The sequence below is a fragment of the Streptomyces sp. NPDC020875 genome, from assembly GCF_040641415.1.
Taxonomy (GTDB): Bacteria; Actinomycetota; Actinomycetes; order Streptomycetales; family Streptomycetaceae; genus Streptomyces.
The window spans coordinates 1-23741 of sequence record NZ_JBFADP010000058.1; the positions used below are offsets into that span (position 1 = coordinate 1).

Here is a 23741-nt window from a genome sequence, read left to right on the forward strand (position 1 = left end):
CGCGCAGTTCCCCGCGCCCCTGGGTTGCCCTCCTCGTCGCCCTCGTAGGAAGGCGGGCCCCTTACTTCCCAGGGGCGGGGCCGGGGAGAGGCTTTTAGGGGCGCGGGGAACTGCGCGACAAGCCACGACGGTGGTGCGCACCGCGAACAACATCAGGCTGCTGGGCGCGGCCCGGGTTGTGGGCCTCACTTGAAGGGCCAAGGCGCTGGGGGTCCCCCCATTGCCGAAGGCATAGGGGGCGGAACTGCGCGAACAGCCACGGACGGCGCGCGGTCGCCCGACAATGCTCGCTCCGCTGGGCGAAAGGCGTGGGCCTCACCCGGAGGGCCAAGGCGCTGGGGGTCCCGCCATTGGACTCAAGCGTCACCCTAGAAGGGGTACCACCTCGTGGGGAGGGCGGCGCGGAGGGAGTGGACCCGGCGGGTGAACTCCTTCAGGGCGTTCGGGTTCGTCGGGGCGTGCTGGGCCACCCACGCACAGCTCGCCGTCTCCCGCGCGCCCCGCAGCACCTCGCAGCCCTCCCACTCGCGGACGTCCCAGCCGTACGCGGTGACGAACGCGTCGTACGCCTCCGCCGGGAGCCCGTACCGGTCGTACGAGAGGGCCATCACCACCAGATCGTGCTCGCGCAGATCCGCCGAGAAGGTCTCCAGGTCGACCAGGACCGGACCATCCGGCCCGATATGGACATTGCGCGGCAGCGCGTCCCCGTGGATCGGCCCCGGTGCCAGCCGGGGCGTCAGCGCGGCGGCCGCCGCCGCGAAACCGTCCCGCCGCTCCCGGAGATACGCCGCGTCCGCCGGGTCGATCGCGTCGCCCGCCAGCCGGAGCCACCGGTCCACCCCGCCGAGGAGTTCACGCGGCGGCAGTACGAGCCCGGGCGGCGGTTCCGGCAGGGCGTGGACCCGCCGCAGCAGCGCCGCGAGATCCACCGGGTCCGCGGGGCGTACCGGGTCCGGCAGCCGGTGCCAGGCCGTCACCGGGTGACCGTCGACGAGCCGGGCCGTGTCCCACGCGGGACGTACCGCGGGCACGTCCTCGGCCGCGAGCCAGGTGCCGACGGCGACCTCCCGTTCCGCCCGGGCCAGCAGTTCGGCCGTCCGGCCGACCTTGACCACGAGGTCGCCCGCCGTGAAGACCGCGTTCTCGCCGAGGGCGATGAGTTCGCCCTCGGGCAGTCCGGCCGCCGTCAGCACCTCACGTGCGCGTGTCGCGTCCACCGCCGTACCGCCGTCCTTCCGTGTCCCGTACCCGTGTCCCGTGTCGTATCCGGAGCACCGCTCACCCGTACGAACACGCCAAAGTGTCGCATCCGCGGCAGGTGTGCTTGACGGGCCCCCGGCCGCTCAGGACCATGACCTGGGCCAGTGACGGGGGTCACACCGGCCGGGGCGCGCCCCGGTCCGAAGTGAAGGAGCCGAATCGGTGACAGGTGTGACGGCGGCACCGGAGACCGGCCGAACCGGGGCCGGGAAGGCCCGGCGGACCCGGAAGGCTCGGAGAGCCGGGCCCGGCCGGGCGGGGCCCGCGAAACCCCTCGACCACGGCGCCTGGTTCCTCGTACTCCCCGCCCTCGTCCCCATCCTGATCCTCAGCGTCGGACCCCTGCTGTACGGCGTGGCGCTCGCCTTCACCGACGCCCAGTCGGGCCGTACGGAGTCCACCCGGTGGATCGGGCTGCTGAACTTCAGTGATCTGCGGCAGGACACCCTCTTCTGGGAGTCCTTCGGGATCGGACTGGTGTGGGCCGTCGGGGTGACCGTCCCCCAGTTCCTGCTCGCCCTCGGCCTCGCCCTGCTGCTCACCCAGCAGCTCCGGCTGCGCTGGCTCGCCCGGTCGCTGGCGATCATCCCGTGGGCGATGCCGGAGGTCGTCGTCGGCATCATCTGGCGGCTCGTCTACCACCCCGACGCGGGCGTCCTCAACGAGACCCTGCGCGATACCGGACTCGGGGACGGCCGGGACTGGCTGACCGGTCTCGGCACGGCCCTGCCCGCGGTGATCGTGGTCGCCGTCTGGGCGGGGATGCCGCAGACCACGGTCGCCCTGCTCGCGGGTCTCCAGAACACCCCGCGCGAACTGCACGAGGCCGCCGCCCTGGACGGCGCGGGCGCCTGGCGCCGGTTCCGTACCGTCACCTGGCCCGCTATCCGGCCCGTCGCCCTGGCGATCACGGCGCTCAACTTCATCTGGAACTTCAACGCCTTCGCCCTGGTGTGGGTGCTCACCAGCGGCGGGCCCGGCGGACGGACCCGGCTCCCCACCCTTTTCGCCTACGAACAGGCTTTCAAGTACGGGCAGTTCGGCTACGCCGCCGCTATGGGGCTCGCCATGGTCGCGGTGATCTCCGTACTGCTCTCGGTGTATCTGGTGGGACGGCTCAGAGGAGGCGACGAGCGGTGACCCGGACACCCACGGCGGAGCCGCGACGGCCCCGCGCCCCGCTCCCCGACCGGCCCCGCGCCCGGCCCCGGAATCCGCGCCGGGCCGTCGGCCGCGCCGCCCAGTACGCCGCCCTCACCGGCTATCTGCTCTTTCTCGCCCTGCCGTTCCTGTGGCTGGTCTCCACCGCCTTCAAACCGGCCGGGGAACTGGCGTCGCTCCACCCCGCCTGGATCCCCGACGATCCGACACTCGGCAACTTCCGGCAGGCGTTCGACGAACATCCACTGCTGCGGGCCGCCGGGAACAGTCTGCTGGTCGCGCTGGCCGCCGCCGTGATCGCGGTACTGATCGCGACCCCCGCCGCGTACGCCGTCGCCCGGATCCGGGGCAGGCTCTCCACGGCCACCACGGTCTGGGTGGTGGTGAGCCAGGCGTTCCCCTTCGTCCTGGTGATCATCCCGCTGTTCCTGGTCCTGAAGAACCTCCGGATGATCAACACACTGTGGGGGCTGATCCTGGTGTACGTGGTCTGGGCGCTGCCGTTCGCCCTGTGGATGCTGATGGGGTACGTCCGCGCCGTCCCCAGGGAGCTGGAGGAGGCCGCGGCGGTCGACGGCGCGGGACGGCTGCGGACCCTGGTCTCCGTGACGGCACCACTGCTCGCGCCCGGGATCGTCGTCACGGCGCTCTTCTCCTTCATCATCGCGTGGAACGAGTTCTTCTTCGCCCTGGTGCTCCTGAAATCACCGGAGAAACAGACCCTGCCGGTGGTGCTGACCCACTTCCTGGGCGCGGAAGGCGTCGCCGACCTCGGACCGCTGGCGGCGGCGGCGTTCCTCGCCACCCTGCCGTCACTGGTGATCTTCGCGCTGATCCAGCGGCGGATCACCGGCGGCGTCCTCGCGGGGGCGGTGAAGTGATGCGGCGCGCGCTGACCGCCGCGGCGGCCCTGCTGCTCCTCCTCACCACGGCCGCCTGCACCGGCGGCGGCGAGGACGCCGGGGACGGGGTGATCCGGCTCAGGTTCCTCTCACTGGCCTGGCAGCAGGAGTCCGTGACCGCCAACAAGGAGCTGGTACGGGAGTGGAACGCGGCCAACCCCGGGATACGCGTCCAGTACGTCCAGGGCAGCTGGAGCAGCGTCCACGACCAGCTCCTCACCTCCTTCGAAGGCGGTGAGGCGCCCGACATCATCCACAACGCCTCCGACGACCTCGCGGACTTCGCCTACGGCGGCTATCTCGCGGACCTCCGGCCCCTGCTACCGGACCGGCTGACCGCCGATATCCCGCAGGCCAGCTGGGAGACCACGACCTTCGGCGACGGCGTGTACGGGGTGCCGTTCCTCCAGGAACCGAAGGTACTGATCGCCAACCGGGACATCGTCGAGAAGTCGGGCATCCGGCTGCCGACGCCGGAACGGCCCTGGAGCTGGCAGGAGTTCCGGACCGTCACCCGGGAGCTCACCCGGACCATGGGGGAGGGGCGGCACGCGGTCGCCTGGCCGCTGAAGGAACCCGTCGCCACCACCCTCAACCTCGGCCTCTCCGCGGGCGGCCGGCTCTTCCACCGCGACACCGACGGAAAGGCCCGGATCCGCTTCGGCCCCGGCGACGCGCTGGTGCCCGGAGTGATCCGGGACCAGGTCAACGAAGACGGCACGGCCTCCAAGACGATCCTCGGCTCGGGCGGCTCCGACGCGCTGCCCGGGTTCTTCGGCGGCAAATACGCGATAGTGCCGCTCGGGTTCTCCTACCGCCAGCAGATCGCGCAGCAGGCCCCCGAAGGCTTCCGCTGGACGGTCCTGCCGATGCCGGTCGGACCCGAAGGCGCGATCCAGGGCGTCAGCCCGCAAACCCTCTCCATCGCCGAGGACACCCGGCACAAACAGGCGGCGGCGGCGTTCGTCGACTTCCTGCTGCGGCCCGCGAACACGGTCCGGCTCGCCCGGGGCGACTGGATGCTGCCCACCGGGCGGACGGCCCTCGCCGACCCGGCACTCACCGTCCCCGACGACGGCTGGGCCGTCGGCACGGCGCTCGCCCGGGGCCTGCGGTCCGCGCCCGCGCAGTCGGTCCGCGGCTACCCCGAATGGAAGGACAAGGTGGCCACCCCGGCGTACCAGGAGTACTACAGCGGGGCGATCGGTGAACGGGAACTGAAACGACGCCTGGAACGCGACGGGAATCTGGTCCTGGCCCGCTACCAGCGCGACTGACGCGGCGTTCTGTGTCTTCGGTGATGGGGGGACCCCAGCGCCTTGGCCCTCCGGGTGAGGCCAACTACCCGGGTCTCGCCCGGCGACCTGATGTAGTTCGCGGTCCGCACCACCGTCGTGGCCGGTCGCGCAGTTCCGCCCCCTATGTCTTCGGCGATGGGGGGACCCCCAGCGCCTTGGCCCTCCGGGTGAGGTCATTCGCGCACAATGCCCTGCCGGGCGGGTGTTGTCGGGCGACCCCGCGCCGTCCGTGGCTTGTCGCGCAGTTCCCCGCGCCCCTGGTTGCCCTTCTCGTCGCCCTCGCAGAAGGACGGGTTCCTTTCAGGGGCGGCGCCGGGGAGAGCATTTAGGGGCGCGGGGAACTGCGCGACCAGCCACAGGCGGTCCGCAGACCGCCGACGACACCAGGTCGCCGGGCGCGGCGCGGCCCGGGCCTTGGATGGCCCGGGCCGGCGGGGCTAGCCGACGGGGACCCGCAGGGGAGCCGGGTCCGTGGTGGCGGCGGGCTCCGAGGGCGCGGGCTCGTCGTGGGTGAGGTCCGGCAGGCGGTGGAGCCACTTGGGGAAGTACCAGTTCGCGTCGCCCAGGAGCGCCATCACCGACGGCAGCAGCACGCCCCGGATCACCGTCGCGTCGATCAGGACCGCCGCCGCGAGGCCGACGCCCATCTGCTTCATCGACTGCATCGACAGCGTGCCGAAGATCGCGAAGACGGCGACCATGATGACGGCCGCGCTGGTGACGACGCCCGCCGTGGTGACCACACCGTGGGAGATCGCGTCCCGGGTGTCCATGCCCCGCAGCTTCGCCTCGCGGATCCGGGAGACCACGAAGACGTGGTAGTCCATCGAGAGCCCGAACAGGATGACGAAGAGGAAGAGCGGCAGCCAGGCCACGACCGCCCCGACGCCCTCCGCGCCGACGAGCGACGCGCCCCAGCCGTGCTGGAAGACGGCGGTGAGGATGCCGTACGCGGCGCCCACCGAGAGCAGGTTGAGGACGATGGAGGTGACCGCGATCGTCAGTGAGCGGAACGACAGCAGCATCAGGACCAAGGCGAAGACGACGACGAAGGCGAAGACCGGTACGACCGCGCCCGACAGCTGGTCGTTGAAGTCCTTGGATCCGGCGACCTGGCCGGTGATCGGCGCCTCCACACCGGAGAGCGTGCCGAAGACCTCGGGCCTGACCTCGTCCCGCAGCAGGCCGAGGCTCTTCTCGGCGCGTTCCTGGTCGGAGCCGCCGACCAGCGGTACGGAGATGAAGGCGATATTCCGGTCGGGGTGGCTCTCGACCTTCACGGGGCCCTGCGACGCGCCCGACGACACCGCCCGCTCGGTGAAGGTCCCGATCGCCCGCTTCACCGGCGCCGCGTCGATGTCATCGGCCCGGACGACGACGGTCGCGGGCTCGGCCCCGCCGGGGAACGCCTCGTTGAGCCGCTCGTACGTAGCGACGATCGGGACGGAGGAGCCGAACTCCTGGTCCAGCTTCAGCTCCTGGGTCTTCATCCCGACCGCGGGCAGCGCGATCGCGGCCAGCGCGCCGGTGGCGATCACCAGGGAAGCGACGGGGCGCTTGAGGACCCGGCCGAGTACCGCCCGCCAGAACCGGCTCTCGCCGTTGCCCTTCTTCAGCCGGGCCAGGAACGGCACCCGGCCCTTCTCGACCCGCTCGCCCAGCAGCGACAGCAGCGCCGGGAGTACGGTCACCGAGCCGACCATCGCGACGGCGACCACGATCAGCGACGCCAGACCCATGGACTCGAACTCGCCGATACCGGTGAAGAGCATGCCGCCCATGGCGACGCAGACCGTGACACCGGAGACGACGACGGCCCGGCCGCTGGTGGCCGCCGCGATCCGGATCGCCGTCGCGGCGTCCCGGCCGGCCGCCCGCTCCTCGCGTTCGCGCCGCAGATAGAAGAGGCAGTAGTCGACGCCGACGGCGAGACCGACCAGCAGCATCACCGAGTTCGCGGTGTCCGTCATCGGCATGACCTGGCTGATCAGGCCCATCAGCCCGATCGTGGCCATGATGGCGGTGATCGCCAGGACCACCGGGACCAGCGCGGCCACCAGCGCGCCGAAGGCGATCAGCAGAATGCCGAGGGCGACGGGGACGGCGGAGTACTCGGCCTGCTTGAAGTCGTCGCCGAACGCCTTCTCGAAGACCTTCTCCATGCTGGCGCCGCCGATCTGTTCGATCCGCAGCCCGGGGTGCTGGTCCTGGGCCTTCGCCACCGCCTTCAGCAGCGGGTCGACCCGCTCGGGCGCGGTCTCCGGATCGCCGCGGACGTCGAACTGGACGAGGGCGCTGCGGCCGTCCTCGGAAATGGCCCCGGTGTCGTACGGGGAGGACGGCTCGGTGGCTTCACCGGTCGCCTTCACCTCCTTGATCACCGCGGCCACGGCGGCCCGGAACTCCGGGTCCTTCGCCCCTGGCCCTCCGGCGTCCCACGCGGCCAGCAGGACCCGCTCGGTCGCCGGGTCCTCGATGCCCGCGTCCTCGATGATCCGGGCCGCCTGGGACGTCTCACCCTTGAGCTGGTCGCTGTCCTTGAGGTCCTTCTGCCCGACCGCCGTACCGGCGACCATCGTCACCAGGACGAACAGCACCCAGATCCCCACCGCGGCCCAGCGGTGCCGGGCGCTCCAGCCCCCGGCCCGCGCGGCGAATCCGCGCGGCCCCGCGTCCCGCCCGCCGTTTCGCCGCCCGGGTCTGCCGCCCGGCCCTCCGGCCGTCTCCGTCTGCCCCACTGTCCGCGCCATGAGCGTCCGCGCCCCTCCCGGCCCCGCGCCGGCTCCGTGCCGGCGACTTCAGGTCACGGACATCGACGCTAGGGGCGGTGGTGGACCGGGGGATCCGTCTCACCGGTGAGCCGGGAACCGCCGCTCTCATCCGCCGGTACCGGTCCCGTCCCCGACGCGGAAGACCGCGACCCCTTACACCTATCGCCGGGACGGGACGGCTGTGGCTCCCGGGGAGCACGGCCTAGGCTGAGCCCATGACCACGGGATACGCGGCACTGCTACGGGGGATCAACGTCGGAGGGCACCGCAAAGTGCCCATGGCCGAACTGCGGGAAGTCCTCGAAGGACTGGGCCACGGCGGGGTAGCCACCTATCTGCAGAGCGGCAACGCGGTCTTCACCAGCTCCGGCGGGGACGAGGACGCCCTCGCCCGGGAGCTGGAACGCGCCATCGAGGAACGGTTCGGTTTCGCCGTCGACACCCTGGTCCGCAGCGCGGCCTATCTGCGGGCCGTCGCCGACGGCTGCCCCTTCCCGGCCGCCGAACTGGAGGGACGCCAGCTTCATGTCACCTTCTTCTCCCAGCCGGTGACCGCCGAAAGGTTCGCCGCCGTCGACCGCCGGACGTACGCCCCCGAGGACTTCCGGCTCGGCGACCGGGCGCTCTATCTCTACGCCCCCGACGGGCTGGGCGGCTCCAAACTGGCCGACGCCCTGGCCCGCCCCACCCTCACCAGGGGCCTCGTCGCCACCAGCCGTAACTGGAACACCGTCAGAAAGCTGGTCGAGCTGACGGGCTGAGCGGCGCCGGGCCCGACCGGGGCGGCGAGGACACGCGGCCGGAGGCTCAGTGGTGGTGCCGCCGCCGGTCCCGGCGGAGCGTGAAGCCACCGGGCAGCCGTACGGCCCCGCCCCGCGCCCCGCGCCGGTCGCCGGTGATATGAGCCCGGCGTCCGCCGAGCGACCAGGACCAGCCGTGGCGGCTGATGGTGACATGGAGCAGCTTCGGGATCACGGTGATCCGCTTGTGGTAGTGGAACGGCATACCGGGCCTCCTTCCCCTCGGGTACCTTCCCTAGGCCGTGTCGTCACAATGGCGCCGTCCGCCCGAAGGGCGGGGCCCGCGGCGTCCGGTGCGTGCAGTCGCAAGGCGGAGGGGTTCCCTCGTACTGGACGTACTCGGGAATCCCGACAACGCCGCGAGTGCGCGTGCCGGGCGTCGCGGGCCAGGCGCCACTGTGACGACACGGCCTAGGCACGGTATCCATCATGCGTTGCCGTCGGCCCGGTCCCGTCACCGCCCCGCGACGATCGTGTCACCGGCGGCGCCGCCCGTACGCCCGGCTGCGACCCCGAGACGTCCTCGGGGTCGGGCGGCGGTGGATCAGGCGGTGACCCCGAGGCGGCCGAGCGCGCCGGAGACCGGTTGTGAGTCCGTCTTCGCCGGGGTCGCCGCCGCCACGGCCTCGTCGAACCGGCGGACGACCAGCCGGGCCAGTTCGAGGCAGGGGCCCAGGACGTCCGCGAGCACGTCCGCGTCCCGGGCGCCCTCGGCGATCCGGTCCGGCAGCCGTCCCGGTGCGATCACATACGGGGCGACGGCCACCCGGGCGCAGCCGTCGGCCCGCAGCATGCGTACGGCGTCCTCCGTACGCGGAAGGGATGCGGAGGCGAACGCAGGCCGCACGGAGCACCAACCGGTGCGCCTCAGCTCCCGCGCCATGTCTGCGATCACTGCGATCGCCTCCGGGTCCGTGGAGCCCGCCGAGGCCAGTACCAGCCCCGTCGAGCGTCGTTCGGCGGGGGTGCGTCCGGCCCCCGCCTCGTACAGCCGCCGCCGTACCGCCGCCGTGAGCAGCGGTGACGGGCCCAGTACCCCGGCCTGCCGGATCCGTAGTCCGGGCAGCCGGGCGGACGCGTCCGCCAGTACCGCCGGGATATCCGACTTGGCGTGGAAGGCCCTGGTCAGCAGCAGGGGAAGCGCTACGACCTCGGCGCCCGGGTCCTCGGCGGCGAGCCGTTCGAGGACCCGGGGCACCGTGGGCGCGTTGAAGTCGAGGAACCCCGTCTCCACCCGCAGCCCCGGCCGCAGCGACCGGACCCGGCGCACCAGGGCGTGGACGGTCGCGGCGTGCCGGGGGTCACGGCTGCCGTGGGCGACGACGAGGAGACGGGGTCGGTCCATGACTGCGCTCAGCTCTTGACGAGGAGACCGCGGCCCCGAAGGATCGCGCGCTCCAGTGGACTGAAGATGAGCAGATCGATGGCGATGCCGACCACCAGGATCAGCAGGATCGCCAGGAACACCCCGGGCATGTCCGAGTTGTTCCGGCCGTTCTCCAGCAACTGGCCCAGACCGAGGCCCAGATCAGGCGACGAGGCGATGATCTCGGCCGCCATCAGGGACCGCCAGGAGAACGCCCAGCCCTGCTTGAGTCCGGCGACATAGCCGGGCAGCGCCGCGGGCATCACGACGAACCAGGTGCCCTTCAGTCCGGTGGCGCCCATGGTGCGGCCCGCCCGCAGGAAGAGCGGCGGTACCTGGTTCACCCCGGAGACCAGTCCGTTGGCGATCGACGGCACCGCGCCCAGCAGGATGACCGCGTACATCATCTGGTTGTTGAGCCCGAGCCAGATCACCGCCGGGGGTACCCACGCCACCGAAGGCAGCGACTGGAGACCGGAGAGGATCGGCCCGATCGCGGCCCGGACGAACTTCACCCGGGCGACCAGCAGCCCCAGCGGGGTGCCGATCGCGAGGGCGAGCAGAAAGCCCAGCAGACCACGGGAGACACTGGTCCAGACGATCTCCAGCAGGGTGCCCTGCATCCAGAGATCGGACACACTGTCCCAGACCGCGGACGGCGCGGGCAGACTGCCCTCGTCCGTGACCTCGGCCGAGACCAGGGTCTGCCAGATCACCAGGACGAGTGCCACCGCCGTCAGCGGCGGTACCACCTTCCCCAGCAGTACCTCTTTGAACGACGCCCGCTGGGTCTGGACGGAGTCCAGGGCGTCGAGCCCGGCCTCCAGACCGGCGAGATCGTGGTTCCCGCCGTCGTCCCCGGCCCGGCCCTTCGCCGGGGACGGTGTCTCAGTGCTGGCCATGTCGGCGGATCTCCCCCCGCAGTTCCTCGGTGATCTCGACGGACAGTTCGGCCACGGCCGAGTCCTCGATCCTGCGCGGCTGTTCGATGCCGACCCGCCACTCCCGGGCGATCCGGCCCGGTCGCGACGACAACAGCACGACCCGCTCGGCCAGCCGCACGGCCTCACGGACGTTGTGGGTCACGAAGAGCACCGAGAGCCGGGTCTCGCGCCAGATCCGGGTCAGCTCGTCGTGGAGCACGTCCCGGGTGATGGCGTCCAGCGCCGCGAACGGCTCGTCCATCAGCAGCAGCTGGCTGTCCTGGGCGAGCGCCCTGGCCAGCGCCACGCGCTGCCGCATACCGCCGGACAGCTCGTGCACCCGCTTGCCGTACGAGCCCTGGAGCCGGACCAGCTCCAGCAGCCGCTCCGCCTCCGGACGCCGCTCGGCCTTGGGCACGCCGCGCAGCCGCAGCGCCAGTTCGATGTTCTTTCCCGCGGTCAGCCACGGGAACAGGGCATGCTCCTGGAACATCAGGGCCGGCCGTCCGCCGGGGGTCTCGATCGACCCCGCGGTCGGCGCGTCGAGCCCCGCCACCAGATTGAGCAGGGTGGACTTGCCGCAGCCCGACGCCCCCAGGAGGGTGACGAACTCGCCCGGCGCGACATCGAGGCTGATGTCGTCGAGGACGAGTTGCCGCCCCCCGGGCGTGGCGAAGGACTTCGACACGTGCTCGATGCGTGCCGCGTGCTCCGGCGGAGCGGTCTCGGAACCGGAATCCGTCCGGCCCTTCGGCAGTGTGGTGCTGGCCATGGTCGTCACCTCCTGGGATTCAACGCGTACGGCTTACTTGACGCCGAGTCCGGCATCGGTGGCCCCGGGCTTGCCCTCGGTCTTCAGGACCTTGTTCAGACTCGTCAGGTCGTAGATCCCCGCCAGGTCGGGCTCCTTCAGCAGCCCGGCCTCCACCGCGTAGTCGGCCTGCGTCTTCAGCGTCGAGGCCAGCGGGTCGTCGAGGAACGTGATCGACGGCCAGGCGCCGTCGATGATCTCCTTCGGCAGCTCCTTGCCGGTCAGCGCCTTCAGCCGGGCGTTGGCGGACGCCTTGGCCCGGTTCGGGTCGGCGTTGATCCAGGCATTGGTCTTCACCGTGCCGCGGACGAACGCCTCCACCACGTCCGGGTGGTCCTTCAGGAACTTCTGGGAGACGATCACATGGGTGATCACGAACTTCTTGTCCGGCCAGAGCGTCGACTCGTCCAGCAGGACCTTCGCACCCTGGGCGACCAGCCGGGACGCGGTCGGCTCGGGAGCCCAGGCGCCGTCTATGGAGCCCGACTTGTAGGCGTCCGGGGCGATCTTGTTGTCGGTACGGACCACGGAGACGTCGCCCTTGCCGCTCTGCGGGTCGGTCTTCCAGCCCCGGGTGGAGATCCAGTTGAGGAAGGCCACGTCCTGGGTGTTGCCGAGCTGCGGGGTGGCGATCTTCTTGCCCTTGAGGTCGTCCAGGGTCTTGATCTTGTCGGGGTTGACCACCAGCTTCACCCCGCCGGACGCCGAGCCCGCGACGATCCGCAGATTCTTCCCCTTGGACTTGGTGAAGCCGTTCACCGCGGGGGAGGGGCCGATGAAGCCGATGTCGATGGAGCCCGCGTTCAGCGCCTCGATCTCCGAGGGACCGGCGTTGAACGTGGTCGACTTGATCTGGGTGCCGCCCAGCTCCTTCTGGAGGATGCCCTCCTGCTCGCCGACGAGCGCGGTGGCATGGGTCAGATTGGGGAAGTAGCCCACGCGAACGGAGTCCGCGGAGAGCTTCTCACCCTTGGCGACGGGGGCCTTGTCGTCCTTGTCGGCCTTCTCGGAACCGTAGCCGCAGGACGCGAGGGCCCCGATCAGCAGCGGCAGTGCGGCGGCCGCGACGAGCGAGCGACGCAGCGGAGTTCTGGATCGGGCAATGGCAGGCACGCGAGGGTTTCCTCTCGTAAGCCCCGGCGCACCCGCCGCGCGGGCGCGGCGACCGGGACATGGGTGGTGGATGCAGCCGTCCGGAACGGACGGATCGGGCTGGTCGGGCGACGGGTCATCCCGCACATCGCGCGACACCCCCCGATCCGGAGCCGAGCCTGCCGCTGCCCACCCGGCCACCCTCGACGGCGAAGGTGGCGAATACATTTCTCATCAGAAGTCCCACTCCGCGTCCTGGCCGGTCGTGGTGTTCGGGTCCGCCGGGGCGGCCCTGTCGGCGGTGGCGAAGGAATCGCCCGCCATCCCGGCCGCCAGCGTCGTGCCGTCGGCCGGGTCGATCAGAAGGAAGGAACCGGTACGCCGGGACTCCGCGTAGGAGTCCAGGGCGATCGGCTCCGCGGTCCGCACCTTCACCAGACCGATGTCATTGGCGACCAGCTTCCCGGGCTCCGGGTGGTGGGAGAGATCGTCCAGGGTGACCCGGGCCGGTATCTCCTTGACGATCGCCTTCACCGTCCGCGTGGTGTGCTTCAGCAGCACCCGGTGGCCCACGGTCAGCGGCTGGTCGGCGACATGGCAGACCGTCGCCTCCAGGTCCTGGCCCGGCTCGGGAGCGTCCGCGGTCGGCACGATCAGATCACCGCGCGAGATGTCGATGTCGTCCTCCAGCAGGAGGGTCACCGACTGCGGGGTCCAGGCGACGTCCACCCGCTCGCCCAGCAGATCGATCGCCTTCACGGTGGAGGTCCGCCCGCCCGGCAGGACCGTCACGGACTCACCGGTACGGAACGTGCCCGCCGCGATCTGCCCCGCGTACCCCCGGTAGTCCGGGTGTTCGGCGCTCTGCGGCCGGATCACGTACTGCACCGGCAGCCGGGCGTGGCAGGACGCCAGATCATGGCTGACCGGCACGGTCTCCAGATGCTCCAGCACCGTGGGGCCGCCGTACCAGTCCATCGTCGCCGAGGGCTCGACCACATTGTCCCCGGCCAGTGCCGAGATCGGGATCGCGGTGATCTCGGGGACCCCGAGCGCCGTGGCGTACGCGGTGAACTCCTCGGCGATCGAGGCGAACACCTCCTCCGCGTAGTCCACGAGGTCCATCTTGTTGACCGCCAGCACCACATGCGGCACCCGCAGCAGGGCGGCGACGGCGGCATGCCGGCGGGTCTGCTCGACCACACCGTTCCGGGCGTCGACCAGGACCACCGCGAGATCGGCGGTGGACGCCCCGGTGACCATGTTCCGGGTGTACTGCACATGCCCGGGGGTGTCCGCGAGGATGAACCGCCGCCGGGGCGTGGCGAAGTAGCGGTAGGCGACATCGATGGTGATGCCCTGCTCCCGCTCGGCCCGCAGACCGTCGGTGAGCAGCGCCAGGTCGGGGCCCTCGGCGCCCCGGCTCCGCGAGGCGTGCTCGACCGCCTCCAACTGGTCGGTCAGGACCGACTTGGAGTCATGGAGCAGCCGTCCGACCAGGGTCGACTTACCGTCGTCGACCGAACCGGCGGTGGCGAACCGCAGCAGCGTCGTCGCCGACAGCAGCGCGTCCGCCGCGCTCGTACCGTCGGTGGTGGGGGTGGATGTCATGATCTAGAAATAGCCTTCCCGCTTGCGGTCCTCCATCGCCGCCTCGGACAACTTGTCGTCCGCGCGGGTAGCGCCCCGTTCCGTGAGCCGGGACGCCGCGATCTCCGCGATCACCGCTTCCAGGGTGGTGGCGTCCGAGTCCACGGCACCGGTGCACGACATGTCGCCGACCGTGCGGTAGCGCACCAGCCGCCGCTCCACCGGCTCGTCGTCGGCCGCACCGCCCCAGTCCCCGCCGGTCAGCCACATCCCGTTCCGGGCGAAGACGTCCCGCTCATGGGCGAAGTAGATCTCCGGCAGCTCGATCTTCTCCCGGGCGATGTACTGCCAGACGTCCAGCTCGGTCCAGTTGGAGAGCGGGAAGACCCGGACGTGCTCGCCCGGCGCGTGGCGGCCGTTGTAGAGCTGCCACAGCTCCGGCCGCTGCCGCCGGGGGTCCCACTGCGAGAACTCGTCCCGGAGCGAGAACACCCGTTCCTTCGCCCGCGCCTTCTCCTCGTCGCGCCGCCCGCCGCCGAAGACCGCGTCGAACCGCTCGGCCGCGATCTTCTCGGTCAGCGGCAGGGTCTGCAGCGGATTACGGGTCCCGTCCGGGCGCTCCCGCAGCACCCCCCGGTCGATGTAGTCCTGGACCGACGCCACATGCAGCCGCAGCCCGTGCCGCGCCACCGCCCGGTCGCGGTAGTCCAGTACCTCGGGGAAGTTGTGCCCGGTGTCCACGTGCAACAGGGCGAACGGCACCTTCGCCGGGGCGAACGCCTTCAGCGCCAGATGCAGCATCACGATGGAGTCCTTGCCGCCGGAGAACAACACCACCGGCCGCTCGAACTCGCCCGCCACCTCGCGGAAGATATGCACCGACTCCGACTCGAGGGAGTCCAGGTGCGTGAGCGCGTACGGACTGTCGTCCACGTCCTGGCTCGCACCCGTCACCACGCCACTCACACCAGGCCCCTCTCGGCCAGCAACGCCCATACCGCGTCCGCGGACTGGGCCACGGTCTGGTTCTGGGACTCGATCCGCAGATCGGGGGAGTCCGGTACCTCGTACGGATCGTCCACACCGGTCAGCCCGGTCAGCTCACCCGCCGCCTGCTTGGCGTAGAGCCCCTTCACATCCCGCTCGGAGCAGACGTCCACCGGCGTCGCCACATGCACCTCGGCGTAGCCGGTGCCCTCGGCCTGGTGGCGCTTGCGGACCGCCGCACGGCTCTCCTCGTACGGCGCGATCACCGGTACCAGGACGATCACCCCGTGCGAGGCGAGCAGCTCGGCGACGAAACCGATCCGCCGCACATTGGTGTCCCGGTCGGCCCGGTCGAAACCCAGCCCGGCGGAGAGGAACTCACGGATCTCGTCTCCGTCGAGTACCTCGGTACGCCGCCCGCGGGCCCGCAGCCGGCCGGCGACCTCGTGCGCGATCGTGGTCTTTCCGGCGCTCGGCAGGCCGGTGAGCCAGATCGTGGCCCCGGTCATGTCATTCTCCGATTCGTCATCAGCGGCTTCGTCATCGGTGGCGGAACGGCGCGGCCCGTGTCGGCCCGCCGTGGTCCGTCCTGTCGTCGGCGGTCAGCCGTGCAGCCCGCATTCGGTCTTGCCGCGCCCGGCCCAGCGTCCGGCGCGGGCGTCCTCCCCCGCCGCCACCCGGCGGGTGCAGGGGGCGCAGCCCACGGAGGCGTAGCCGTCCATCAGCAGTGGATTGGTCAGTACCCCGTGCTCGGCCACATAGGCGTCCACGTCGTCCTGAGTCCAGCGGGCGATCGGCGAGATCTTCACCTTCCGCCGCCGCTCGTCCCAGCCCACCACCGGGGTGTTCGCCCGGGTCGGGGACTCGTCGCGGCGCAGCCCGGTCGCCCAGGCGTCGTAACCCGCCAGCCCCTCCTCCAGCGGCCTGACCTTGCGCAGCGCGCAGCAGAGGTCCGGGTCGCGGTCGTGCAGCCGCGGCCCGTACTCGGCGTCCTGCTCGGCGACGGTCTGCCGGGGCGTGAGAGTGATCAGCCGGACGTCCATCACGGCCTCGACCGCGTCCCGGGTACCGATGGTCTCCGGGAAGTGGTAGCCGGTGTCCAGGAAGACCACGTCCACGCCGGGCCTGGCCCGGGCGGCGAGATGGGCCACGACCGCGTCCTCCATGGAGGAGGTGACACAGAACCGGTCGCCGAAGGTCTCGGCGGCCCAGGTGAGGATCTCCAGCGCCGGAGCGTCCTCCAGTTCGTGCCCGGCCCGCTCGGCCAGGGCCCGTAGCCCGGCCGTCTCCGTGACCGTCATATCGTGTCCTTTCCCCCGTCACCGCTGCCGCGCTCGCGCAGCCCCCGGGCGAGCAGCCCGAGGAACTTCAGCTGAAAGCCCCGGTTGCACGCGGCACACTCCCAGGCGCCGTGCCCCTGCTCGTTGGGCCGCAGATCCTCGTCCCCGCAGTAGGGGCAGTAGAACGGCGCCGCCCGCTCGCTCATCGTGTACCGCCCTCGGGGGCACCGATCACTCTGTTCGCTTCTCCGCTCGCGCGGCGCTGTGCGGGTTTCGTCGTCGTCCGCGGCCCGGCTGCCGCGCGCGCGTCGCTCACGAGAGGGCCTCTTCCGATGCCCGCGCCGCCCACTGGGCGAACCGCTCGCCGTCCTCGCGCTGCTCCTGGAAGCGGCGCAGGACCCGCTCGACATAGTCCGGGAGGCCGTCGGAGGTGACCTTCAGGCCGCGGACCTTGCGGCCGAAGCCGGGCTCCAGGCCGAGGGCGCCGCCGAGGTGGACCTGGTAGCCCTCGACCTGGCGGCCGTCGTCGTCCAGGACCAGCTGGCCCTTGAGACCGATGTCCGCCACCTGGATCCGGGCGCAGGCGTTGGGGCAGCCGTTGAGGTTGATGGTGATCGGCTGGTCGAACTCCGGCAGCCGTCGCTCCAGTTCGTCGATGAGGGACGCACCGCGGCCCTTGGTCTCGACGATCGCCAGCTTGCAGAACTCGATACCGGTGCAGGCCATGGTGCCCCGCCGGAACGGCGACGGCGTGACCCGCAGATCGAGCGCCTCCAGCCCGGCGACGACCGAGTCGACCTGGTCCTCCTCGACATCGAGGACGATCATCTTCTGCTCGGCCGTGGTACGGACCCGGCCGGAGCCGTGCGCCTCCGCCAGATCGGCGATCTTGGTGAGGATCGTGCCGTCCACCCGGCCGACGCGCGGCGCGAAGCCGATGTAGAACCGGCCGTCCAGCTGGCGGTGGACACCGACGTGGTCACGCCACTGCTGTACGGGTACCTCGGGCGCGGGCCCGTCGGAGAGCTTGCGCAGCAGGTACTGGTCCTCCAGCACCTGGCGGAACTTCTCCGGCCCCCAGTCGGCGACCAGGAACTTCAGCCGGGCCCGGTTGCGGAGCCGGCGGTAGCCGTAGTCGCGGAAGATGGAGATGACGCCCTCGTAGACGTCCGGGACGTCGTCCAGCGACACCCAGACACCGAGCCTGACCCCGAGCTTGGGGTTGGTGGAGAGCCCGCCGCCGACCCAGACGTCGAAGCCGGGGCCCTGCTCGGGGTGGTTCACCCCGACGAAGGAGATGTCGTTGATCTCATGGGCCACATCCAGCAGCGGCGAGCCGGAGATCGCGGACTTGAACTTCCGCGGCAGGTTGGAGAAGTCCTTGTTGCCGACGATCCGGCGGTAGATCTCGTCGATCGCGGGCGTGCCGTCGATGATCTCGTCCGCGGCGATCCCGGCGACCGGGGAACCCAGGATGACGCGGGGGGTGTCACCGCACGCCTCCGTGGTGGAGAGCCCGACGGCCTCCAGGCGCCGCCAGATCTCCGGCATGTCCTCGATCCGGATCCAGTGGTACTGGACGTTCTGCCGGTCGGTGATGTCGGCGGTGCCGCGGGCGAACTCCTCGGAGATCTCCCCGATCACCCGGAGCTGGCGGGTGGTCAGCCGGCCGCCGTCGATCCGGACCCGGAGCATGAAGTAGCTGTCGTCCAGCTCCTCCGGCTCCAGGATCGCGGTCTTCCCGCCGTCGATCCCGGGCTTGCGCTGGGTGTACAGACCCCACCAGCGCATCCGGCCGCGGAGGTCGGCGCCGTCGATGGAGTCGAAACCCCGCTTGGCGTAGATCGTCTCAATGCGTGTCCGCACATTGAGACCGTCGTCGTCCTTCTTCGTCTGCTCGTTGGCGTTGAGGGGCGTCAAATGGCCCGCGGCCCACTGTCCTTCGCCGCGGTGGCGGCCGGCCTTGCGGCGGGCGGCTGCGGGAGCGGGCTTGTCCGGTGTGGCGGCCATGGCGGTATGTCCTTCGGGGCAACGGGAGGGCGGCTCGCGACCGCACACTGACGGTCCGCGCGACGGTGCGCGGGGTGCGGAAGTGCGGTGAGTGGCAGGCGGAGAACAGGCGCAGGTCGGGCGGTGTACGGGGCGATCTGGCGGTGTTCAGTCGAAAGTGGTGCGAACGCGCAGGTGGAGCGGGCGGGAGGATCGGCGTGCTCGGCGGATCGGACGGCGGAATGCTCGGCTGGCGACGGCTACCTGAGGGAGCGGTGGTGCTGGGCTGTCAGCAGGCGGGACAGATGGCGCTGGACATGCGGCCGTGGTCGACGTGCCGCCGACTCACCAAGGCAATTCCAGCTCGAGACATGACGGAAGCGTGGCACGGCGATTGGAGGAGAGTCCACCGTAATCCAGATGGTGGACAAAAGTATCTCGTACTATGAGACGTGTGGCGGTGGTCACGCGATGGCGCGTTCCCGGAGGTCGGCCGGGTGTAGAGGAGGGGTGGCGGACGGTCCCGGGGGGTGTTTGGGGGTGTAAGGCGGACGTGTGCCGGGCGTACGGCCCGGGGTGCGCGGGAGGCGCCCGTACGCGGAAGCGCGTACGGCCCCTCGGGGCGGGTCGCCCGGGGGCCGTACGGGTGGGTGTGCGCGGGGGATGCGCGGGTGCGGTGTAGCGAGTGCGGTGTACGGGTGGGTCGCGCGGCTCAGCCGTGGGCGCCGGGCCACGGGCCCGGGGTCGCCGTCTCCGGCTCCTCGCCGACCTTGGTGTCGAAGAGGGCGAAGCCGCGCCGCCGGTAGTTCTCCATGGCGTGCGGACCGTCCTTCGAGCAGGTGTGCAGCCAGACCCGCTTGGTCGGGGGGAGGTCGGGCCAGCGGTCCGCCAGATCCCAGGCGCGGGCGGTCGCCACGCTCAGCAGATGCCCGCCGATCCGGCGGCCCCGGAAGGCGGCGATCAGCCCGAAGTAGACGATCTCCACCGAGCCGTCGCCGTCGGTCGCCAGCTCGGCGTACCCGGCGGGCGTACCCCGCTCGTACGCCACCCAGGTCTCGGTCCCGGGTCGGCCGAGCGCCGCCTCCCACTCGGCGTAGGTCATCCCCAGCCGGTCGGTCCAGGTCACGTCCCCGCCGACGGCCGAGTACAGGAACCGGCTGAACTCGGGCGACGGGACCTCGGACCGGACGACCGTGACATCGGGCCCCACGGGGGCGGCGGGCCGCAGATCGGCGGGCGAGGTCTGCTCAAGGGACCAGGTGGTGACGGTGATGCTCATGCCCCCAGGGAACCACGGGGTCGCCGCGTGCCGCGGGGTGGGGGTGCCGGTGGCCTCCCCCCCCCGCCCCGGAGGGCCTTGGCCCTTCCGGACACCGCCCTACCAGCCGGGCCCCGCCCGGCGGCCCGATGTTGTTCGCGGTCCGCGGCCCGTCGGTGGCTTGTCGCGCAGTTCCCCGCGCCCCTGAATGCCCTTCCCGGCGCCGCCGCTGGAAGGGGCCGGCCCTTGGAAAGGGGGCCGGCTTCTTTACGGGGGCGGCGAGAGGGGCGACCCGGGTGGCGCTGGGGTCCCGTCGTCGAAACGGCGCGGCACCTCGCCGTGGCGGCGACTGTGCTTTCCCGGCTGCGGCCCGTGGTGGGCTTGTCGCGCAGTTCCCCGCGCCCCTGAATGCCCTTCCCGGCGCCGACCCTGGCAGGGGGACTGGTTCTCTTTGTGAGGGCGGTGAGAGGGGTGACCCGGGTGGCGCTGGGGTCCCGTCGTCGAAACGGCGCGGCACCGCGCCGTGGCGGCGACTGTGCTTTCCCGGCTGCCGCCCGTGGTGGGCTGGTCGCGCAGTTCCCCGCGCCCCCGAACGCTCTCCCCGGCGCCGCCCCTGGAAGGTGACCGGGCCCCTTTATGAGGGCGGCGAGAGGGCGACCAGGGGTCCGGCGGGCGGCGGGCTCCGGGTGGGGGTCAGTCGCGGGTGTGGTTCTCCGGGGACCAGACCCGGGCGCAGGCGCGGCATTCGAGCATGCCGTCGAGGCGTGTGCCGTTGTTCACCGTGGTCACCCGGAAGCCGCCGCACCCCGGGCAGTCGCGGCCGTCGCGGTTGGCCCACCGGGGCCTGGGGCGCCAGCGTGTCAGGGCCCAGGTGACTCCGATGATCGCGACGACCAGTACCGCCAGCAGGATTCCCCCGAGCACGGCCCCACCCCTTCAGCCTCTTCGGTCACGGCTTCCGACGTGGCGCATCGTAGCGCCCGGGGTCAGGGGCCCTCGGGCGGCCCGTCCTCCGGGTCCGGTGCCGGGTGGCGGATCTCGACCTCGACGGTCTCGGCGAACCGGTACGGGCGGCTGGTGATCACATGTGGCAGCTGTCGGCGCAGCCGGGACAGTTCGGCGCGTACCGTCACCGTTCTGGTCGGGTCGCCGAAGAGGTCCTCCGCGAGCTGGGCCGCGGTCCGGCCCTCGCGGTGGGCCGCCAGCCGGCCCAGCAGCTCCGCGTGGCGGGGGCTCAGCTCCTGAACCCAGCTGCCCGCCGCGCCGTGCACGGTCGCCGACGCGTACCGGGGCCGGGTGAGGTCGACGACGACCCGGGCCACCGGTCCCGGCCCGCCGGGTTCCGTCACCCGGATCAGCCAGCCGCCGGGCACCGGCTCGACATCGGCCATGCCCAGCGACGCCAGCCAGAACCGGCCCGTCGACGGGGGCCGGGGGAGCTGGATCCGGCCCGGGGGCGGCGGCATCCCGATCACGGCGGCGGGCCAGCCGTTGCCGTCGGTGATCAGGGCCCGGCCGGTCATCCGGCCCAGCAGCGGCGACGCCACGGCCCGCAGCCGTTCCAGGGCCGTCTGGTGGCGCTGGCGCAGTTCCGCCTCGGCCAGCCGGGCCACCGTCGTGACCAGGGGCAGCACCGTGGGGTGGAGGGTGTTCTGGGGGCCGCTGACATTGACCACGCCGAGCAGGCGGCCGTCGCGCGGGTCGGTGACCGGTGCCCCGGCGCAGGTCCAGGAGTGGTACGCGGCGACGAAGTGCTCCGCCGCGTGGACGTGGACCGGCCGCCGGGTGACCAGGACGGTGCCGACCGCCGTGGTCCCGGCGAGCGGCTCGCTCCAGTCGGAGCCGATCACGAAGCCGTGCGCGTCGCCCTTGCGCAGGACCGCGGCCGTGCCCTCGCGCCAGAGCAGCCGGGCGTCCGCGTCGGCGACGGTGACGATGTGCTGGGCCGCGTCCGCGATGGTGACCAGCGCCTCGCGCAGGACCGGCAGCACCGTACGGAGCGGGGAGTCGCAGCGCCGCCGCTCGATCTCCTCCCGGGGCAGCAGCCCGCCCCGGGCGCCGCGCTCCGGATCGAGCCCGCCGTCCAGCAGCCGCCGCCACGAGGCGCCGATGTCGGACCGGGGGCCGAGGGCGGTACGGCGTCCGTCGAGTGCGGCGTCCCGGATGCCCCGGAGTACCCGTCCGGCCTCCGCCGGTTCCATCGCGGCGAGTCTGGCCAGATCGATCGGCGTGGTCTGCACGACGCGGGGGTCCTCCTCGGCGTGAAACGGATCGGGCACCGCGATACGGCTGATTCGCGGCAAGCGTTGCAACCCTCTGCAACTCTCGCGAATGGGTGTTCATCTGTACGAAAGTGAACGGCGCGAGGGGTGGTGCCGTGTCGGCGCAGCACCACCCCGACCATGATCATCTTTGCGTCCCGTGCCCGCAACCGCCGGGGCCAAATCCTTTTGACCACGGTACGGCCCCCGGCCGCGCGCCCCATCGGCGGGGCGGCCCGCCGGAGCGGCCCGCCGAGGAGCCCGCGCACCCCCCGGACGCGCCGGACCGGCCCGTCCGGGAGCCCGCGTCCCCCGCCCGCGGCAGGGCGGAGCCCTGTACCCCGCTCAGACCACCGCCCGCGCCCGGTCCACCACCGCGCCCGTCGCCAGGCCGTGCGGCAGGGTCCCGAAAGCCGCGCCCCAGTCGCCGCCGAGCCGGGAGGCGCAGAACGCGTCCGACACCTCCGGCGGCGCCCAGCGCACCAGCAGCGACCCCTGGAGGACCAGCGCCATCCGCTCCACCAGCCGCCGCGCCCGGCCCTCGACGCCCTCCAGATCCGCGAGTTCGGTCAGCAGATCCTTGATCGCCCGGTCCAGCCGGTGGTCCGCGCCCCGGGCGAGCCCCACCTCCCGCAGATACGCGTCGAGCGCACCCGGCTCCCGCTGGAGCGCCCGCAGTACGTCCAGGGCCTGCACATTGCCGGAGCCCTCCCAGATCGAGTTCAGCGGTGCCTCGCGCAGCAGCCGGGGCAGCCCGGACTCCTCCACGTAGCCGTTGCCGCCCAGACACTCCAGCGCCTCGCCCACCATCGGCGTGGACCGCTTCGTCACCCAGTACTTGGCGGCGGGCACCGCGATCCGCAGCAGCGCCCGCTCCGGGTCCGTATCGGCGTCGTACGCCGCCGCGAGCCGCATCGCCAGCACCGTCGCCGCCTCCGACTCCAGCGCCAGATCGGCCAGTACGTTCCGCATCAGCGGCTTGTCGATCAGCGGCCCGCCGAAGGCGTGGCGGTACGCCGAGTGGTGGATCGCCTGGGCCAGCGCCTGCCGCATCTGCGCCGCCGAGCCCAGGACGCAGTCCAGCCGGGTCGCCGCGACCATCTCGATGATGGTGGGCACCCCGCGCCCCTCGTCGCCGACCCGGCGGGCCAGGGTCGTACCGTCGAACTCCACCTCCGCCGACGCGTTCGAACGGTTGCCCAGCTTGTCCTTCAGACGCTGGATCCGGAACGCGTTGCGGGACCCGTCCGCCAGCACCCTCGGCACCAGGAAGCACGTCAGCCCCTCCGGCGCCTGTGCCAGGACCAGGAATCCGTCCGACATCGGTGCCGAGCAGAACCATTTGTGCCCGGTCAGCCGGTATTCGTCCCCGCCGCCCGGCACCGGTTCGGCGCGGGTGGTGTTGGCCCGGACGTCGCTGCCGCCCTGCTTCTCCGTCATGCCCATCCCGAACAGGACACCCGGCTTACGGGCCGCGGGCACCAGCCCCGCCTCGTAGCCGCGGGACGTCAGCCGGGGCTCCCACTCGGCGGCCAGGGCCGGGTCCGTCCGCAACGCGGGTACGGCCGCGTGCGTCATCGACACCGGACAGCCGTGACCCGCCTCCACCTGCGACCAGACCAGAAAACCCGCCGCCCGGCGGACATGCCCGGCCGGGCGGCCCCAGGCGTCGGTGAGCCCGGCGCCGACGGCGTGCCCGAGCAGCCGGTGCCAGGCCGGATGGAACTCCACCTCGTCGATCCGCTCGCCGTACCGGTCATGGGTCCGCAGCCGGGGCGGACACTCGTTCGCCAGCCGCCCCCACTCCTGCGCCTGGGCCGATCCGGCCGCCGTACCGAGCTCCGTCAGCTCCGTACGGACCTCCTCCGCCAGCTCCGGCCCGACATGCCGGGCGACCGCCTCGCCCAGCGCGCGGTCGGAACCGAAGACGTCGTATCCCACCAGGGGCGGAGCCTGGTTGGTCACTGTGCGGGTGCTGGTCTCCATGCC

20 protein-coding genes and 1 pseudogene are annotated in these 23741 nt (G+C 71.9%); 4 read left to right on the top strand and 17 right to left on the bottom strand.

All coding sequences use genetic code 11. The annotated features are described in order from the left end of the window. Window positions 1–368: 368 nt before the first annotated feature. Window positions 369–1220 carry an aminoglycoside phosphotransferase family protein gene (locus AB0G74_RS27850; RefSeq protein ID WP_361151474.1) on the bottom strand — a complete coding sequence of 284 codons (852 nt, stop codon included), beginning with the start codon at window positions 1218–1220 and terminating at the stop codon, window positions 369–371. A 214-nt stretch (window positions 1221–1434) separates the two neighbouring features. Here AB0G74_RS27850 and AB0G74_RS27855 point away from each other — a divergent pair, with 214 nt between their 5' ends. The 3 genes from AB0G74_RS27855 (at window position 1435) to AB0G74_RS27865 (ending at window position 4603) form a co-directional block, all read left to right on the top strand. Further along, window positions 1435–2403 carry a sugar ABC transporter permease gene (locus tag AB0G74_RS27855; RefSeq protein ID WP_361151584.1) on the top strand — a complete coding sequence of 323 codons (969 nt, stop codon included), beginning with the start codon at window positions 1435–1437 and terminating at the stop codon, window positions 2401–2403. A gap of 125 nt (window positions 2404–2528) precedes the next feature. Next, a complete protein-coding gene (locus AB0G74_RS27860; protein ID WP_361151586.1) occupies window positions 2529–3305 on the top strand; it encodes a carbohydrate ABC transporter permease in 777 nt (258 codons plus the stop codon). Beyond that, window positions 3305–4603: an extracellular solute-binding protein gene (locus AB0G74_RS27865; protein ID WP_361151477.1), complete on the top strand. Its 1299-nt coding sequence runs from the start codon at window positions 3305–3307 to the stop codon at window positions 4601–4603. The genes AB0G74_RS27860 and AB0G74_RS27865 overlap by 1 nt, the downstream gene beginning before the upstream one ends. Before the next feature lie 458 nt (window positions 4604–5061). Here AB0G74_RS27865 and AB0G74_RS27870 read toward each other — a convergent pair whose 3' ends face one another. Then, window positions 5062–7374, bottom strand: a complete 2313-nt coding sequence (locus AB0G74_RS27870; protein WP_361151480.1) for an MMPL family transporter — start codon at window positions 7372–7374, stop codon at window positions 5062–5064. Window positions 7375–7610: 236 nt separating this feature from the next. Between AB0G74_RS27870 and AB0G74_RS27875 the strand changes: the two genes are divergently transcribed. After that, a complete protein-coding gene (locus AB0G74_RS27875; RefSeq protein WP_361151483.1) occupies window positions 7611–8156 on the top strand; it encodes a DUF1697 domain-containing protein in 546 nt (181 codons plus the stop codon). 46 nt (window positions 8157–8202) lie between these two features. Here AB0G74_RS27875 and AB0G74_RS27880 read toward each other — a convergent pair whose 3' ends face one another. From AB0G74_RS27880 to AB0G74_RS27950, 15 genes and pseudogenes are all read right to left on the bottom strand, one after another. Further along, window positions 8203–8400: a DUF4236 domain-containing protein gene (locus AB0G74_RS27880; protein ID WP_361151485.1), complete on the bottom strand. Its 198-nt coding sequence runs from the start codon at window positions 8398–8400 to the stop codon at window positions 8203–8205. Window positions 8401–8739: 339 nt separating this feature from the next. After that, window positions 8740–9540 (bottom strand): sirohydrochlorin chelatase, encoded by an 801-nt coding sequence (locus tag AB0G74_RS27885; RefSeq protein WP_361151487.1) that lies wholly within the window; start codon window positions 9538–9540, stop codon window positions 8740–8742. Between the two features lie 8 nt (window positions 9541–9548). After that, a complete protein-coding gene (locus AB0G74_RS27890) occupies window positions 9549–10463 on the bottom strand; it encodes an ABC transporter permease (protein ID WP_361151489.1) in 915 nt (304 codons plus the stop codon). Further along, window positions 10450–11256, bottom strand: coding sequence for an ABC transporter ATP-binding protein (locus AB0G74_RS27895; protein ID WP_361151491.1), 807 nt, complete (start codon window positions 11254–11256; stop codon window positions 10450–10452). Before AB0G74_RS27895 ends, AB0G74_RS27890 begins: the two co-directional genes overlap by 14 nt. 33 nt (window positions 11257–11289) lie before the next feature. Beyond that, window positions 11290–12399, bottom strand: coding sequence for an aliphatic sulfonate ABC transporter substrate-binding protein (locus AB0G74_RS27900; RefSeq protein WP_361151588.1), 1110 nt, complete (start codon window positions 12397–12399; stop codon window positions 11290–11292). Between the two features lie 222 nt (window positions 12400–12621). Further along, a complete protein-coding gene (locus tag AB0G74_RS27905) occupies window positions 12622–13998 on the bottom strand; it encodes a GTP-binding protein (protein WP_361151493.1) in 1377 nt (458 codons plus the stop codon). A 3-nt stretch (window positions 13999–14001) separates the two neighbouring features. Then, the gene (gene cysD, locus AB0G74_RS27910) at window positions 14002–14934 is read right to left on the bottom strand and encodes a sulfate adenylyltransferase subunit CysD (RefSeq protein ID WP_361151591.1); all 933 of its coding nucleotides are present in this window, start codon (window positions 14932–14934) and stop codon (window positions 14002–14004) included. A gap of 5 nt (window positions 14935–14939) precedes the next feature. Further along, window positions 14940–15500, bottom strand: a pseudogene (gene cysC, locus AB0G74_RS27915) (adenylyl-sulfate kinase); the annotation flags it as partial. A gap of 66 nt (window positions 15501–15566) precedes the next feature. Beyond that, window positions 15567–16265 (bottom strand): phosphoadenylyl-sulfate reductase, encoded by a 699-nt coding sequence (locus AB0G74_RS27920; protein WP_361151495.1) that lies wholly within the window; start codon window positions 16263–16265, stop codon window positions 15567–15569. After that, the gene (locus AB0G74_RS27925) at window positions 16262–16450 is read right to left on the bottom strand and encodes a hypothetical protein (RefSeq protein ID WP_361151497.1); all 189 of its coding nucleotides are present in this window, start codon (window positions 16448–16450) and stop codon (window positions 16262–16264) included. Before AB0G74_RS27925 ends, AB0G74_RS27920 begins: the two co-directional genes overlap by 4 nt. A 106-nt stretch (window positions 16451–16556) precedes the next feature. After that, window positions 16557–18254, bottom strand: coding sequence for a nitrite/sulfite reductase (locus tag AB0G74_RS27930; RefSeq protein ID WP_361151500.1), 1698 nt, complete (start codon window positions 18252–18254; stop codon window positions 16557–16559). A gap of 691 nt (window positions 18255–18945) precedes the next feature. Next, the gene (locus tag AB0G74_RS27935) at window positions 18946–19512 is read right to left on the bottom strand and encodes a GNAT family N-acetyltransferase (RefSeq protein ID WP_361151503.1); all 567 of its coding nucleotides are present in this window, start codon (window positions 19510–19512) and stop codon (window positions 18946–18948) included. A gap of 672 nt (window positions 19513–20184) precedes the next feature. Beyond that, window positions 20185–20415, bottom strand: a complete 231-nt coding sequence (locus AB0G74_RS27940; RefSeq protein ID WP_361151506.1) for a hypothetical protein — start codon at window positions 20413–20415, stop codon at window positions 20185–20187. Window positions 20416–20477: 62 nt separating this feature from the next. Beyond that, a complete protein-coding gene (locus AB0G74_RS27945; protein ID WP_361151509.1) occupies window positions 20478–21731 on the bottom strand; it encodes a GAF domain-containing protein in 1254 nt (417 codons plus the stop codon). A 366-nt stretch (window positions 21732–22097) separates the two neighbouring features. Continuing rightward, window positions 22098–23738: an acyl-CoA dehydrogenase family protein gene (locus tag AB0G74_RS27950; RefSeq protein ID WP_361151512.1), complete on the bottom strand. Its 1641-nt coding sequence runs from the start codon at window positions 23736–23738 to the stop codon at window positions 22098–22100. Between the last annotated feature and the right edge of the window lie 3 nt (window positions 23739–23741).